Consider the following 14,034-nt stretch of genomic DNA (forward strand, 5'->3'; position numbering starts at 1 on the left):
CGAGGTTTCTTTCTCAAGTTGTCACGCAGATGACCGATATAGGCTGTGGACAGACTGTATTCCCCATCATTGGAGCACGATCATTTCTCTCACCTACATGCCTGACCCCGCCACTGGCAGGCGCCGCAACCCGGCCACGCACGATGCCATCCTGGACGCCACTTGCGTCCTGCTCGATGAGATCGGCTTCGACAAGCTCTCGCTTGAAGGCGTGGCTGCGCGCGCAGGTGTAGGTAAAGCGACCATCTATCGCTGGTGGCCGAACAAGAGCTCGCTGGCCATGGAAGCATTGCTGCGCGAAGTCGGTCCGACTGTCGCCTTCCCGGAGACAGAATCGGCCCGCCACGACATCGAAAATCAGATCCGCAAGCTGGCCAAGCTGTATCGCGGCAAAACCGGCCGTGTGGTGTGCGAAATGATCGGCCTGTCGCAGTTCGACGCCGAGACCATGCGGCTGTTCAACGACAACTTCCTCGATCCGCGCCGCAACGCCGCCAAACAAGTGCTGTTGCGCGGTATTGAGAACGGCGAATTCAAGCCTGACCTCGATTTCGACGTCATCTTCGACCTGCTGTACGGCCCGATCATCCAGCGCATGCTCATGCGCCATGCCGGCATCGATGAACGCCATATTGACCTGCACGTCGCATTGGTGCTCGACGGCATCACTCCCGCCAAAACCAATATCGAATTAATTTAACAACATTCTCGCAAGATTTGTTGCGCCGTAGGAATTTTGCACCTAGAATTAGAGACGAAACGTATCGTCTTGTTTTTCTTATTGCACAACAACGCATCCCGGCCCTCGGTCAGGGATGCGCTCAACCTCAGCGAGAACCGTAAATGCCCTGTCCTCATTTGGCGACCTCCGGTCAGCCAGAGACACGACCGCTTGTTCGCACCTCTACGCCAGGGCTGCACGTCCGACTTCCCCTTTCCCGGTTCGTCCTTGATCTTCTGCAGCGTCTTGCGCCTGAACGGCGCCGCGACGGTCCGCATCTGCGGCTTCGCCTGTCGGAATAAGACGTCGGCGCCATGCCGAGAATGAAATAAGAAACCCAATAAATTCAATCAAGTCAGTTTGCAGATGCGGGGGCACTATGCAGAACGATGTGGCAAATGCGGAAAAAAATAACGCGAGCAGTCAACACAACCACTGTCATGAACAGGGCCGCATAAACGTGCGCTCATGTTCAGCGCATGAAGCGACGTACCGCAGTGGTCACGATGAAATCAACTCTTCCTCATATGCAAACGTCCGTGTGCATCGCACTGTCTCGTTCTGGAGTTTTCTGCTGATTCCGATGGCCGTCATACTCGGATGGACGCAATATGCTTCCCTCAGCGCAGCGCCGTGGATGGACATGACCGACTTGCAGAATCCCGGTCACTGGAACGAAGCCATGCGTTACTACATCTGGCTGCAACTGGTCTGGGTGCCCGCCAACATGGTCATCTTCCTGGTTTGGTGCGCACTGGGCGTGCGGATCTGGAACTGCAAGCGCAAAATATCGGCGCCCTGAACACATGATTTCAGCCGGCCCTCCCCGGGATGGCTGGCCACCTCCCTCAGCCAACCAGGCGTGCTGCGTAATGCGCATGCGCGCTTCTGCCTGCCGTGACGACTGCCACATGACGGACAATGCATCCACACGGACAGTTGAAAAAGTCTGTTCAAAGACGCCCCCGGATCGTATGAATACGCTAACGTTTCTATATAATCATTTGCAAAAATAGAATTACTTTGAGCATGTCCGCCTCATGCTCCTGAACAGCTGCTTGAACAAAAAATAACAAAAAAGGACCTAAAGAAAGCGTCAGCATCGCCGATCACCTTACGTATTGCCGTATTGCCGTATTGCCGTATTGCCGTATCGCCGTATTGCCACCGGGTCGCTCCTCAGATCTTGAAATTTTTTATAAGCCAACAACAGTGAAGAAGCGCCTACCCAAAGTCCTCAGCATTCTGGCCTGGCCCCTTGGGTGCCTCATCCTGGCAATCGTCATGTGGTCGCTGCTGCTGGCGCGTCTCAACGATCGCGAAGCGGAAATCGGCAAGAACGCGTTGCAAGACGCCAGCGTCCAGTCGAAGTCCTATGCCGAACAACTGGCGCGCGCCATCAGCCAGGTCGACCAAATCACGCTGCACCTGAAGTACTACTGGAATTTCACGAATGGCCACCTGAGCGTGGAAGATCAGCAGCAGCAAGGTCTCTATCCGACCTCATCGCTGCTGTACGTGACCATCTCGGACCGCGATGGCCAGCTCATGACCAGTTCGCTGTCGCTGCAGAAGCTGGCCAACATCGCCAATCGCGATTATTTCCTCAACCACAAAAATCATGCGCACAGCGGCTTGTTAATCAGCAACCCGGCGATAGGGGTACGTTCGCAGCGTATGCTGATCCGCTTTTCGCGCCGTCTCAACGATGCCGAGGGCAACTTCAACGGCATAGTCATGGTCGCAGTGGAACCGGCCTTCCTCGCGCCTTCACAAGATGAATCCGCGCTCGGCAAGAAAGACTTCATCGCCTTGTTCCAACCGGACGGCACGCCGCTGCTGTCACGCACCATGGACGCGCTGCAGACACAGGAGACCGTGTTCAAGTCCCGGCCGCCGCTGGTCGGCGCCAACGCCGCCATGGTCATGCCCGGCTCCACCTTCGGCGACGGCGAAGAACGCATCGTCGCCTGGCATACGGTGCGCGGCTATCCCCTGGTGGCTGCGGTCGGCGTGTCGACGCGCGACGTCTACGCGGCTTTCCGAGAGCGCGCCGCCGACTACATGTTCATCGCCAGCGCCTGCTCGGTGTTCCTGGCGATTTGTGCGGTGGTTGGCATGCTGTTCTCGATGCGGCTTGCGATCCGCAAGCACGAAATCGAAAAAGCGCGCGAAGCCTACGGCATCGTCACCGAAGGCGGTGCCGACGGGTTCTACATGTGGCTGGCTCTGCGCGGCAAGGACGGCGAGATCAGTGACTTCCAGGTGCTCGATTGCAATGAACGCGGCGCCGCCATCTTCGGCATCAACAAGTCCGAACTCATCGGCAGTCACATGTCGCGCTTTTATTCGCCGGAATACTTCACGACGCTGATGCCGACCTTTCGCAGCGCCATGGAAAACGGCGAATACGAAGACGAATTCGAGACCCCGCCCGAAAGCCCGCTCGGTGCGTCGTGGCTGCATCGGCGCATGGTACGCACGCGCTTCGGACTGGCAATCACCGTGCGCGACATCAGCGAAAGCAAGGCGCATGAACTGGCCCTGCTGGAGCAGCTCAATACCGACGAACTGACCGGCCTGCCCAACCGTCACTGGGTCATGCGCTACCTGAACCGGCTATTGCACGACGCCGCCGGCGACGGCCACGGCTTTGCCGTTCTGTTCGTCGATCTCGACGACTTCAAAAACGTCAACGACACGCTCGGCCACTCCAGCGGCGACCTGTTGCTGCAAGCGGTGACACAGCGGTTGCGCGAACTGGTTCCCGCACCGCATCAGGTGGTGCGCTTCAGCGGCGACTCGTTCACAGTGATCCATCAGGGCGGCAGCATCGATGAAGCCGCGCAACTGGCCGATGGCATCCTGTCGGCGTTCTCGCGGCCGCTGATGCTGTCCAATCAGAATATCCTGCAAATCAACCTGTCGATCGGCATCAGCATGTTCCCGCGCGACGGCAACAGCGTCGATGCCTTGCTCAAGCATGCCGACACTGCCATGCACGCGGCAAAGTCGGAGGGCAAGAAACGCTTCCGCTTCTACCAGCCGCAATTGTCCGAGCGGCTGCAAATCAAGATAGAAAACGAAAACGCCCTGCGCCTGGCGATCGAACGCGACGAGTTTGTGCTGTATTTCCAGCCGCGCGTGAACACGGTCAGCGGTGAATTCTGCAGCATGGAAGCGTTGGCGCGCTGGCAGCATCCGGTGCGCGGCATCGTGTCGCCACTCGAGTTCATCCCGGTGGCGGAAGAAACCGGTCTGATCCTGAAGCTGGGCGAACTGATCATCCGCAAGGCTTGCGCGCAACTGGCGCAATGGCGCATCGCCGGACTGCCGCTGTTGCCGATGTCGGTTAACGTCTCCTCACGCCAGCTGAACCAGGGCAACCTTAACGACATCATCGCCACTGCGCTGGCCGAACACGCCGTCGACCCGGCCCAATTGGAAATCGAACTGACCGAATCCTGCATGATGGCCGACGCCCTTGAGGTGGCCGAAGAACTGGCGTCGTTCCGCCAGCTCGGCATCAAGCTACTGGTGGACGATTTCGGCACAGGCTATTCCTCGCTGTCGCAACTGCAGCGTCTCGACCTGGACGTGCTGAAAGTGGACAAGGCCTTCACCGCCGAACTGGGCGTGCGCGCCGAAAGCGAAGTGCTCTTCAACGCCATGGTGTCGATGGCGCATGCCTTGCACATGACCGTCGTGGCCGAGGGCGTGGAAACTGAAGCGCAGCTGCATCTGCTACAGGCGCTGGGCTGCGACGAGGTCCAGGGCTACTATATTTCGCACCCCGTCCCCGCCGCCGAGATCCCGTCGCTGATGCGACGGCGCTATCTGTTCCCTGCTTCCCCGGTGACGCTGGCCTGAGTTACTTCGCCTGCACCAGCACCGCTTTGGAAACGTCTGCCGCGGCATTGCCTTCCATGACGACGATGCGCGCCGCAGCCGTAGCCATGCTTGCAGCATCCGGGGCCGCCAGTTCTCGCAACGGGCCGATAGCAGTGCCGTTCGACATGCCCTTGGCATCGGTGACAAAACGCGCCACCGGCGCTGCCTGACCATCCAGATAGACGCTGTACGCGGTCTGTGGCTTGAGCTTGAACAGCGATACTTCCAGCGCATCGACCACACCGAGATTGCGCGAGACCACAAAGCCGCGCGCGTCAGCCGGACCGCCAGCGGCCGCTTGCAAACGGATGTTCAGCGGATCGCTGTTCACGCGCGCAACGAGATTTGCCGCACCGCCGTCAGCGCCTGCAACATGCGACAGATACACCAGCGCCTGCGGCGCCTGGCCGCCGCCGATATGCGCGATCACCTTGTTGGAGGCCGTGTCGATGACTTCGACGCCGTCGCCATTTTCCAGGCCGACGTAGACGCGGCTGCTGTCATCCGACGTCCAGATGCCGTGCGGCAAGGCGCCGGTGGCAATCGTGGCGATGAGTTTAGCGTCCTTGTCGGTGGTGTAGACCTTGACGACGTTTTCCCCGCCGATGGTCACGTACGCCAGCACCTTGGCGCCGATTTTGGCAAACGACAGATGATTGGTGATGAAGCCTGTGTCGATCACGCCGACGACTTGCTGCGTGCGCGTATCGATGCGCGTGACCTTGCCGACGTCCTTGTGCGTCATCCAGACCTCCTTGTAGTCCGGCGTGAATTGCAGGAACGGCGAGAACGGACTGACGACGTCGATTTTCCTGATCACCTTATGGGACTGGACATCGATCACGTCGACCTGCGGCGTGAAGCTCGACACCGCAAACGCCAGCTTGTTGTCCGGCATGAACTGCACCATGCCGGGACCGACGCCGGTCTGGATGCGGCCGGTTTCCTTGAAGCTGACCGGATCAATCACCGAGATGTAATCCTCACCGCGCACCACCACCCAGACCTCCTTGCCGTCGGCGCTGAAGAAACCTTCATGCGGCGAGCGGCCGACATAGGTCGTGCCCTTGACTTTGTTGGTGGCGGTGTCGACAAAGGTCACCGAATTGGAGCCGTTGGACACCACCAGCAGCGTCTTGTGGTCGGGCGAAAAGCCCATCCCGTGCACGTTGATCTGTCCCTTGTACAGCGGCGACAGCACGTCCGGGCGCGGATTGCCGAGGCGGATCTGGCCGACCAGCGTATTGGTCGCAGGATTGATGACGCTGACGGTATTGCTGTTCTGGTCGGCGGTGTAGACGCGATCGTCGCCCGCCGGCAAGGCCGAAGCGGCGTGTGCGAACAAGGCTGCGACGGCGCCCAGCGCCAGTGAGGATTTTTTCATGTTGATGGTGTCCCTGAGTTGGATTGTGATGATGAAATTACTTGCCGTCCGTGCCGCCATGACGCTGCAGCCAGGCTTGCATGACCTTGATTTCGTTCTGCTGCTCGGTGATGATGCCCAGCGCCAGATTGCGGATTTCCGGATCATCGGAATACAGCAACACCGCCTTCGCCATGTCGATCGCCCCCTGGTGATGCGGCATCATCATTGTGATGAAATCGTGCGGCGGCTTGCCGTTCATCGGCGCCTGCGCCATGCCGTGGTCCATCACCGCCATGGCGTCGTCCATCAATCCTGAAAATGGCTTGGCCGTGCTGGCGATGAAGGCCGGCGGCGCCATGTCATGTGTGGCGCCATGGTGATGCGGCATGTCCTGCGCCAGCGCGTTGCTGCTGGCGCACAGGAAAATCGTCGCCGCCAGCACCGAACCGGCAACCGCCATCGCTGCGGCAAGGTGGCGTTGGGCGGAAATGAATCGCTTTGTTTGTTCCATGCAAACTCCCTTGTATTTTTAATCTGTAGTCGATCCCGCACGCCGACGAACGGTGCACAGGATTGACGATCAGTGTAGGAGGCGCAGCGGGTTAAACGGATGACAAAGCGGTGACAAATTTGTCATGCTTCCCTTCTCGCGAAAGGAAGCATGCGGACAAATTATTTGCTGTAGACGAGGACCGGCGCGGCGCGATAGTCGGAGGGGAACATTTGCTTGAAATTCTCGATCTTGGGCAGATCGAAACGCGCGATATAACCTTGTGTCGGATGCAGCGTGGCGAAATCCTGGTGATAATCCTCGGCCGCATAGAACGCCGTCGGCGCCAGCGGCGTCAGTTGCGTGACGATGCGCGCAGGATAGACCTTGGCCGCATCCAGCTGGGCGATGTAATCGGCGGCGATGCGCTTCTGCTCATCGCTCTGATAGAAGATGGCCGAACGATACTGTGTGCCGCTGTCGGGCCCCTGGCGATTGAGCTGGGTCGGATCATGCACCACCGAGAAATAGATTTGCAGGATCTTGCCGTAAGAAACCTTGCGCGGATCGAAGGTGACCTTGACCGCTTCGGCATGGCCGGTGGAACCGCTGCCGACCATATCGTAGCGCGCCGTGTCCTTGGCGCCGCCGGCATAGCCCGACACTGCGCTGGTCACCCCCAGCGTGTGCTGGAACACCGCCTGCACGCCCCAGAAGCAACCGCCGGCGAGGACCACCGTCTCAGTGGCAGCTGCGTTGGCTGGTGCACTTTTCGGCGGCGGAATCCTGAATGCCGATTCGGCCGCGAACGCCGGCGATGCCGACAACGCCAGCGCCGAAGCTGCAAGCACGAACGGCAGACCGTATTTGTACAACGTGTTTTTCATCATTTACTTTCTTTCATCAAAGTAGTTCCCGTCGTTCCTGCATTGCCGGCACTGCGCCGCGACCATAATTGCGCCATCCGTTGGCGGTTATTTTTCGACAGCACGCGCGTCAGCAACAGCAGCGCCACGATGGTCGTAAACAGGATCGGTTGCGCCAGCAGGTTCTTGCCGGCCTTGACCCACCAGAAATGCAGCACGCCAAGCGGCACGATCACGTAGGTGAGGCGGTGCAGCCATTGCCAGCGCTTGCCGCCGAGCCTGCGCACCATGCCGTTGGTGCTGGTGACGGCCAGAGGAATCAGCAGCACGAAGGCCAGCACGCCGACCGTGATGAATGGCCGCTTGACGATGTCCGCCCACATTTCCTGCACGTCGAAGAAATGATCGAGCCAGAAGAAAATCGTGAAGTGCAACGCCACGTAAAAGAACGCGTACAAGCCCAGCATGCGGCGCAGGCGCACCAGCCAGTTCCATTTGGTCAGCTTGCGCAGCGGCGTCACCGCCAGCGTGATGCAGAGGAAATACAAGGCCCAGTCGCCGGTATTGCGCGTGATGAATTCGATCGGATTGGCGCCCAACCGGTCCAGGAAACCGAATGCCACCAATCGCACCAGCGGCAGCAGCGCCAGCACGAACAGCAGGTTGCGCAGTCGCAGTACCCCGCGCTGTGACAAGCCCGACAGCTTCTTGAGAAATTGCATGCTTGCTCCGGCGTCAGAAGTACTTCTTGAGGTCCATGCCGGTGTACAGGCCGGCCACATCGTTGTAGCCGTTGAACATCAGCGTCTTGCGCTTGCGTGCGAAGAAGCCGTCTTCACCGATGCGGCGTTCGCTGGCCTGCGACCAGCGCGGATGATCGACGTTGGGATTGACGTTGGAATAGAAACCGTATTCCTGCGCGGCATACATGTTCCAGGCCGTCTTCGGCTGATCCTTGAGGAAGCGGATCTTGACGATGGACTTGGCCGATTTGAAACCGTACTTCCACGGCACGATGACGCGCACCGGCGCGCCGTTCTGATTCGGCAGCACTTCACCGTACATGCCCATGGTCAGCAAGGTCAGCGGATGGTTCGCTTCGTCCATGCGCAGGCCTTCGGTGTACGGCCATTGCAGGATCGGATCCGACAAACCGGGCATCTGTTTTTTGTCGGCCAGGGTGACAAATTCGATGTACTTGGCGTTGCCGGTCGGGTCGGCTTTCTTGATCAACGCCGACAGCGAATAGCCGATCCACGGAATCACCATCGACCAGCCTTCGACGCAACGCAGGCGGTAGATGCGTTCTTCCAGCGGCGCCAGTTTCATGAGCGCGTCGAGGTCGAGCGTGAACGGCTTTTTGACCTCGCCTTCAATGCTGACGGTCCACGGCGTGGTCTTGAGCGTGCCGGCGGTGCGCGCGGGGTCGGCCTTGTCGGTGCCGAACTCGTAATAATTGTTGTACGTCGTCGCGTCCTGGTAGGCGGTCGGCTTGTCCATCACCGCGTAGGCGCTGTTGAGCTTGGCAGGCAATTTGCGCGCCGTAGCCGACTGAGCAAACGCGCTGCCGGCGCCGAGCAGGCCGCTGCCAGCGATTGCGCCTGCCGCCACCTTGCCCATGAAAGCGCGGCGCGAGGCGTAGACTTCTTGCGGCGTGATCTCCGAAGCGAGCGGAATATCGATCTGGTCTGGACGGATTTTGATCAGCATGGCGGTTTCCCTGGAATAATGAATGGATGCGATTTGTTGCCTGACAGCACGATACGAGACGATGATGCATGGCGTGGACGCTTCTTTTGCACCATCATCCTATGGCAGGGGCAGTGTCATCAAGATGGCAATTTGATGACAAATTTGTCATCGAGCGCCCGCCACGAATTGCTAGAATGCAGCCACATCTACTGTCCAACCTCTGAACCCTACTCAAGCCCAGCATGGCCATCCTTGTCATCGAAGACGATCCGAAAACCGGCGACTACCTCAAGAAGGGCTTGCGCGAATCCGGCTATACGGTCGATCTCGCGCGCACCGGCACCGACGGCCTGCACATGGCGATGGAACAGAACTACGACCTGGTGGTGCTCGACGTCATGCTGCCTGGCACTGACGGCTGGCAGGTGATGAGCGCGCTGCGCGCCAAGCGCGACCTGCCGGTGATTTTCCTGACCGCGCGCGACCACGTCGACGATCGCATCCGCGGGCTGGAACTGGGCGCCGATGATTACCTGGTCAAGCCGTTTTCATTCACCGAGCTGGTGCTGCGCATTCGCACGCTGCTGCGCCGCGGCGTCACGCGCGACGCCGAGGTCTATCAGGTGGCCGACCTGCAGCTCGATCACGTGCGCCACAAGGTCACCCGGCAAGGCGTCAATATCGTGCTGACCAACAAGGAATTTCTTCTGCTGCATCTGCTGATCAAGCGCCAGGGTGAAGCCTTGTCGCGCTCGGTAATCGCCTCGCAGGTGTGGGACATGAATTTCGACAGCGACACCAACGTCGTCGACGTCGCAGTCAAGCGCCTGCGCGCGAAGATCGATGCGCCGTTCGAAAAGAAACTGATCCATACCGTGCGCAGCATCGGCTACATGTTTTCGGAAACGCCATGAAGGACGCACAATGAAAGTCCGGCAATGAGACCGTGGCGTTCCTGGACGCTGGCGTTCCGCGTCAGCGCGCTGTTTGCGTTGATCGCCTGCCTGGTGGTCACCGGACTCGGCATGTACCTCTACAACTCGGCGCGCCAGTCGCTGGAAGTGCGCGCCGACTACACGCTGATCGGCCGCGTGGAACATTTCCGCAACCTGCTGCACGATCTCTACAACGTCGAGCAGATGGAGCAGCGCCCTGCTCTGTTCGAGAGCATGCTCGGCAACGAGCAGGATGTGCGCATCTTCCGCCGCCAGGGCGAAGCGCCGTTCATCAACATGAATCCCGACAACCTGACGCCGCCGGCGATGACGCCGGTCGCCATCGGCGTGCCGCTCGGGATATCTTCTCTGCATGACGGCATGCGCGCCGACGGTGTGCGCGTACGCTGGGTCGCCGCGCTGGCGGACGTCGGCAACCACAACGATACCGTCGAGATCGTCGCCGCCTATGTCATGACGCAAGAGTCGCGCATGATGACGGTGTACCTGTGGCGCGTGGTCGCCGCCGTCGCGCTGGCCGTGTTGCTGACCTCGGTGCTCGGCTTCGCCGTGCTGCGGCGCGACCTGATGCCGCTGACCCGCATGAGCCGCCGCGCCGCCGAGATCACGCCGGCCAACCTCAGCACCCGGCTGCGCGAAGAAGACGCGCCGGCCGAATTGCGCCAACTCGCCGGCGCCCTCAACGCCATGCTGGACCGGCTCGAAAACGGCTACGAACATCTGTCGCAGTTTTCCGCCGACCTGGCGCATGAGATCCGTACGCCGGTCAACATCCTGATGGGGCAGACGCAGGTGACCCTGGGCCAGCGCCGCAACGCGGAAGAGTATGAGCAGTTGCTGGAATCGAACCTGGAAGAATTGACACGCCTGTCGCGCATCATTGAAAACATCCTGTTCCTGGCGCAGACCGATCACGCGGAACTGGTGGTCGACCGCAGCGCCATCGACCTGAAGGAAGAGTTGCAGAAGATCGCCGATTATTTCGAAGGCGTGGCCGCCGAGCGCGACATGCAGTTCGAAGTCGATGTGGCGCCGGGTCTGGCCTGCAGCGCCAACCTCGTGATGTGGCGACGCGCGGTGAGCAACCTCGTCGTCAATGCGGTGCGCTACGGCGATGCCGGCACCGCCATCAGGATCAGCGCTCGGTTGACTGCCGACGGCGTCGCCATCGATGTCGCCAATCGTGGTGCGGCGATGACGCGGCAACAGATGGAACGCATGTTCGACCGCTTCTATCGCGGTGACAAGTCTCGCAGCGAATTCACCGAATCCAACGGCCTCGGCCTGGCGATCGTCAAGGCCATCATGACCGTGCACGGCGGCACGGCGGCAGTGGCGTGTTCAGCCGACGGCTGGATCGCCTTCAGTCTGCTCTTCTCCACTCGGGGGAAGGTCACTCTGCGCTGATCAGCCGGCGGCTTGCTTCAGCGCCGCCAGTTCCGTCCGAACACGCGTCATCACTGCATCCCAGTCACCTGCCGTCGTCTGCCTGAACAGACGCGCCGAGGCATACCAAGGGCTGTCGTCGCGTTCCAGCAGCCAGCGCCAGTCGGCGGCGTGCGACAGCAATATCCAAACGGGAACACCCAACGCGCCGGCCAGATGCACAGCAGCGGTATCGACGCCAACTACCAGATCCAGATTGGCAATCAGCGCAGCGGTGTCGTCGAAGGCTTGCAATTCACGTCCGGGCCATTGCAGCGCAGATGTGCTCTGCAACCAGTCGGCGTCACGCTGGCGCAGCTCCGGTTGCAGCAGGAAGAATTCAGCGTCGGGGATATCCAGCAAGGGTGCAAACGCCTGCAATGGAACCGAGCGGCGGCGGTCGTTGTGGTTGCCGGCGTTGCCCGAGCAGACGATGCCGATGCGCAGCGGCCGGTCGCCTTCCGTGCCCTGTTCCAGCGATTGCGCCCAATGCTGCCGCATGTGCGATCCGGCGCGCAGATAGGCTTGCGGCGACGGGATCGTGTCCGGACGCGTGCCGAACATCAGCGGCAGGCTCATCAGCGGCAACTGGTAATCGGCTGCGGGAAAATCTTCGCCGATGGCCTTGACGATGATGCGTGTGGGCTTGCCCGAGTCAGGATCGATTTCCAGCGTTTGCAACAGCGTCTTCAGCGCGGCATGTACTTCCAGCACGACATTCGCACCGAGCGCGGCGACCTGTTGCGCGTAACGCGAGAATTGAATGGCGTCGCCCAGGCCCTGCTCCGCCCACAACAACACGGTCTTGCCGGCGACGGCATCCTCGCCGGGCCAGCGCGCAATGCCGCCATGACGCTGCGGATCGGCGCGCTCGCCCTGCCAGCGAGATTCATACAAAGGCCAGGCTTCGTCGAAACGTCCCAGCGCCAGCAGGGTCAGCGCCAGGTTGACGCTGGCGTCGGCATAGCCGGCGCGCAAGTTCAAGGCTTTCCGGGCGGACGTGATCGATTCCTCGTAGCGGCGCAGGCGTCCCAGCGTCGCCGCGCGGCACACCCAGCCGTCGCCGAAATCCGGCTCCTGCGCCAGCACCTGGTCGACGCTGGCCAGCGCCTCTTCGTTGCGATGGAGTTCGTACTGCAGCAAGGCCAGATCAAAGCGATACACGCTCTGTGCGGGCGCCAGAGAAACTGCTTGCTGCAGGCTCTGCAAGGCGTCGCCCGGACGTTGCAGGCGCTGCAGCAAGACGCCGTGGCGATGCCAGGCATCGGGGTTCTGCGGCGCAAGGCGCAAGGCGTGTTCGACTGCTTGCAGCGCTTCTTCATTGCGATTGAAGTCCTGCAGCAGCAAGGCAGCGGCGTGGAAAACATCGGCATGCTGCACGCCGGCGGCGATCAGTTGCAAATAGAGGCTCAGCGCTTCCTGATGCTTGCCCGCGTCATACAGGACACGGCCGAGCTTATAGCTCACCGCAAGGTCGCCCGGCGTCAGCGCCAGCGCGCGGCGGTACAACTCGATCGCCTGCGCGTGCAGCTGCAAGCCGGCGGCGACGGCGCCGGCCAGGTGCAGCAAATTGAAATCGGCGGCGGCCTGCTGCGCCAGCGGCTGCAGGATGGCGTGAGCCGCTTCCAGCTGGCCGTGCTGGAAAAACAGGTAAGCCTGGGCGATGGCGTCGTTATTATTCATGGGCGCGATGTTAACACGCATGCGCCCCGACTTGTTTCGGCTAGGCGCCGACGTTACCATTGAAATTGCCGCTGACATTGCCGTTGAAATAGCGCCCCGGCGATTCGCCGAAACAGCGCCGGAACATGGCGATGAAATTGCTCGGCGAGGCATAGCCGAGCGCATCCGCCACCGCGGCCACCTGCTCGCCGCGCGCCAGCCGCTCGAGCGCATGCGTGAGCAGCGCCTGCTGCCGCCATTGGGCGAAGCTGCAGCCGACCTCGACGCGGAACAAACGGCTCACCGTGCGCGGCGACAGGCCGGCCCATTCGGCCCACTGCTCCAACGTGCGGTTGTCCGCCGGCTCCTGCATGATGGCCGAGACGATCCTCAGCAGGCGGCGATCCGTCGGCAACGGCAGATGCAGCGGCTCGTGCGGCGCTTGCCGCACTTCGTCGAGCAGCACGTTCATTACGCGCCGTTGCGCCGGCGACAACGCATCCTGGGTGCTCCACGTCACCGCGCGCCGCACCAGCGCCCGCATCAGGTCGGAGACACCGATCACGCACGGCTTATCAGGCAGCCCGCGACAGGCTTCCGGTGAGATCAGGATGCTCCAGCCGCTCATCACGCCGAGGATGTCGGCCTGATGCAATTCGCCCGGTGGAATCCAGCCGGCGCGCTGCGGCGGCAGCAGCCACGAACCGTGCCTGGTGCGCGCATGCACCAGGCCGCTTTCGATGCAGAAAAGCTGGCCGCGCAAATGCGTGTGCCAGTCGTATTCGCGCGTACCGATCTTGAGCCGCTCGAATTCGTCGGCGCGCAAATCGTCGCCCCAGATCGCAATCAGAGGCGGTCCATCGGCGCGGTCGCTGACGTCGGCGAATTGTGCGTAGAGTTCTTTTGTCATGGCCGGATTTCAATATATTCTGTCCAAACAACGTTATCACGCTTTCCCGCTTTCG

Annotated in this window: 12 protein-coding genes; 5 read left to right on the plus strand and 7 right to left on the minus strand. The window is 60.9% G+C overall.

From position 1 onward, the window contains the following. Nucleotides 1-97: 97 nt before the first annotated feature. The 3 genes from ACIROW_RS05100 to ACIROW_RS05110 all read left to right on the plus strand — a co-directional run bounded on the left by ACIROW_RS05100 (nt 98) and on the right by ACIROW_RS05110 (nt 4,591). Nucleotides 98-700: a TetR/AcrR family transcriptional regulator gene (locus ACIROW_RS05100; protein ID WP_402272641.1), complete on the plus strand. Its 603-nt coding sequence runs from the start codon at nt 98-100 to the stop codon at nt 698-700. 562 nt (nt 701-1,262) lie between these two features. Continuing rightward, complete coding sequence (locus ACIROW_RS05105) at nt 1,263-1,523, plus strand: hypothetical protein (RefSeq protein WP_402272644.1); 261 nt, start codon at nt 1,263-1,265, stop codon at nt 1,521-1,523. Nucleotides 1,524-2,005: 482 nt separating this feature from the next. Continuing rightward, nucleotides 2,006-4,591: an EAL domain-containing protein gene (locus ACIROW_RS05110; protein ID WP_402272647.1), complete on the plus strand. Its 2,586-nt coding sequence runs from the start codon at nt 2,006-2,008 to the stop codon at nt 4,589-4,591. A 1-nt stretch (nt 4,592) separates the two neighbouring features. On the opposite strand, the gene ACIROW_RS05115 is transcribed toward ACIROW_RS05110, so the two are convergent. The 5 genes from ACIROW_RS05115 to msrP all read right to left on the minus strand — a co-directional run bounded on the left by ACIROW_RS05115 (nt 4,593) and on the right by msrP (nt 9,044). After that, nucleotides 4,593-5,996, minus strand: a complete 1,404-nt coding sequence (locus ACIROW_RS05115) for a hypothetical protein (protein ID WP_402272649.1) — start codon at nt 5,994-5,996, stop codon at nt 4,593-4,595. Between the two features lie 37 nt (nt 5,997-6,033). Then, complete coding sequence (locus ACIROW_RS05120) at nt 6,034-6,438, minus strand: DUF305 domain-containing protein (protein ID WP_402273807.1); 405 nt, start codon at nt 6,436-6,438, stop codon at nt 6,034-6,036. A gap of 212 nt (nt 6,439-6,650) precedes the next feature. Further along, entirely contained in the window at nt 6,651-7,358 is a 708-nt protein-coding gene (gene msrA / locus ACIROW_RS05125; RefSeq protein ID WP_402272651.1) for a peptide-methionine (S)-S-oxide reductase MsrA, read from the minus strand. Next, on the minus strand, nt 7,355-8,056 hold the full coding sequence (locus ACIROW_RS05130; RefSeq protein ID WP_402272653.1) for a sulfite oxidase heme-binding subunit YedZ: 702 nt from the start codon (nt 8,054-8,056) through the stop codon (nt 7,355-7,357). Before ACIROW_RS05130 ends, msrA begins: the two co-directional genes overlap by 4 nt. Before the next feature lie 13 nt (nt 8,057-8,069). Then, nucleotides 8,070-9,044: a protein-methionine-sulfoxide reductase catalytic subunit MsrP gene (msrP, locus tag ACIROW_RS05135; protein WP_402272656.1), complete on the minus strand. Its 975-nt coding sequence runs from the start codon at nt 9,042-9,044 to the stop codon at nt 8,070-8,072. A 224-nt stretch (nt 9,045-9,268) separates the two neighbouring features. Here msrP and ACIROW_RS05140 point away from each other — a divergent pair, with 224 nt between their 5' ends. Continuing rightward, a complete protein-coding gene (locus ACIROW_RS05140; protein WP_402272659.1) occupies nt 9,269-9,940 on the plus strand; it encodes a heavy metal response regulator transcription factor in 672 nt (223 codons plus the stop codon). 24 nt (nt 9,941-9,964) lie between these two features. After that, nucleotides 9,965-11,389, plus strand: coding sequence for a heavy metal sensor histidine kinase (locus ACIROW_RS05145; RefSeq protein ID WP_402272662.1), 1,425 nt, complete (start codon nt 9,965-9,967; stop codon nt 11,387-11,389). Here the strand turns inward: ACIROW_RS05145 and ACIROW_RS05150 are convergent, their stop codons facing one another. Further along, the gene (locus ACIROW_RS05150; RefSeq protein ID WP_402272665.1) at nt 11,390-13,090 is read right to left on the minus strand and encodes a tetratricopeptide repeat protein; all 1,701 of its coding nucleotides are present in this window, start codon (nt 13,088-13,090) and stop codon (nt 11,390-11,392) included. Nucleotides 13,091-13,130: 40 nt separating this feature from the next. Further along, nucleotides 13,131-13,979 (minus strand): AraC family transcriptional regulator, encoded by an 849-nt coding sequence (locus ACIROW_RS05155; RefSeq protein ID WP_402272669.1) that lies wholly within the window; start codon nt 13,977-13,979, stop codon nt 13,131-13,133. Nucleotides 13,980-14,034: the final 55 nt, after the last annotated feature.

The sequence above is a fragment of the Herbaspirillum sp. NPDC101397 genome (assembly GCF_044767325.1).
Lineage (GTDB): Bacteria > Pseudomonadota > Gammaproteobacteria > Burkholderiales > Burkholderiaceae_D > Herbaspirillum.

Excerpts from the sequence above, each read along its gene's own strand:
- msrA (WP_402272651.1), bottom strand. The coding sequence starts at position 7,358 with ATGATGAAAAACACGTTGTACAAATACGGTCTGCCGTTCGTGCTTGCA.
- ACIROW_RS05120 (WP_402273807.1), bottom strand. The coding sequence starts at position 6,438 with ATGGCGGTTGCCGGTTCGGTGCTGGCGGCGACGATTTTCCTGTGCGCC.
- ACIROW_RS05110 (WP_402272647.1), top strand. The coding sequence starts at position 2,006 with ATGTGGTCGCTGCTGCTGGCGCGTCTCAACGATCGCGAAGCGGAAATC.
- ACIROW_RS05100 (WP_402272641.1), top strand. The coding sequence starts at position 98 with ATGCCTGACCCCGCCACTGGCAGGCGCCGCAACCCGGCCACGCACGAT.
- ACIROW_RS05140 (WP_402272659.1), top strand. The coding sequence starts at position 9,269 with ATGGCCATCCTTGTCATCGAAGACGATCCGAAAACCGGCGACTACCTC.
- ACIROW_RS05145 (WP_402272662.1), top strand. The coding sequence starts at position 9,965 with ATGAGACCGTGGCGTTCCTGGACGCTGGCGTTCCGCGTCAGCGCGCTG.
- ACIROW_RS05150 (WP_402272665.1), bottom strand. The coding sequence starts at position 13,090 with ATGAATAATAACGACGCCATCGCCCAGGCTTACCTGTTTTTCCAGCAC.
- ACIROW_RS05115 (WP_402272649.1), bottom strand. The coding sequence starts at position 5,996 with ATGAAAAAATCCTCACTGGCGCTGGGCGCCGTCGCAGCCTTGTTCGCA.
- ACIROW_RS05130 (WP_402272653.1), bottom strand. The coding sequence starts at position 8,056 with ATGCAATTTCTCAAGAAGCTGTCGGGCTTGTCACAGCGCGGGGTACTG.
- ACIROW_RS05155 (WP_402272669.1), bottom strand. The coding sequence starts at position 13,979 with ATGACAAAAGAACTCTACGCACAATTCGCCGACGTCAGCGACCGCGCC.
- msrP (WP_402272656.1), bottom strand. The coding sequence starts at position 9,044 with ATGCTGATCAAAATCCGTCCAGACCAGATCGATATTCCGCTCGCTTCG.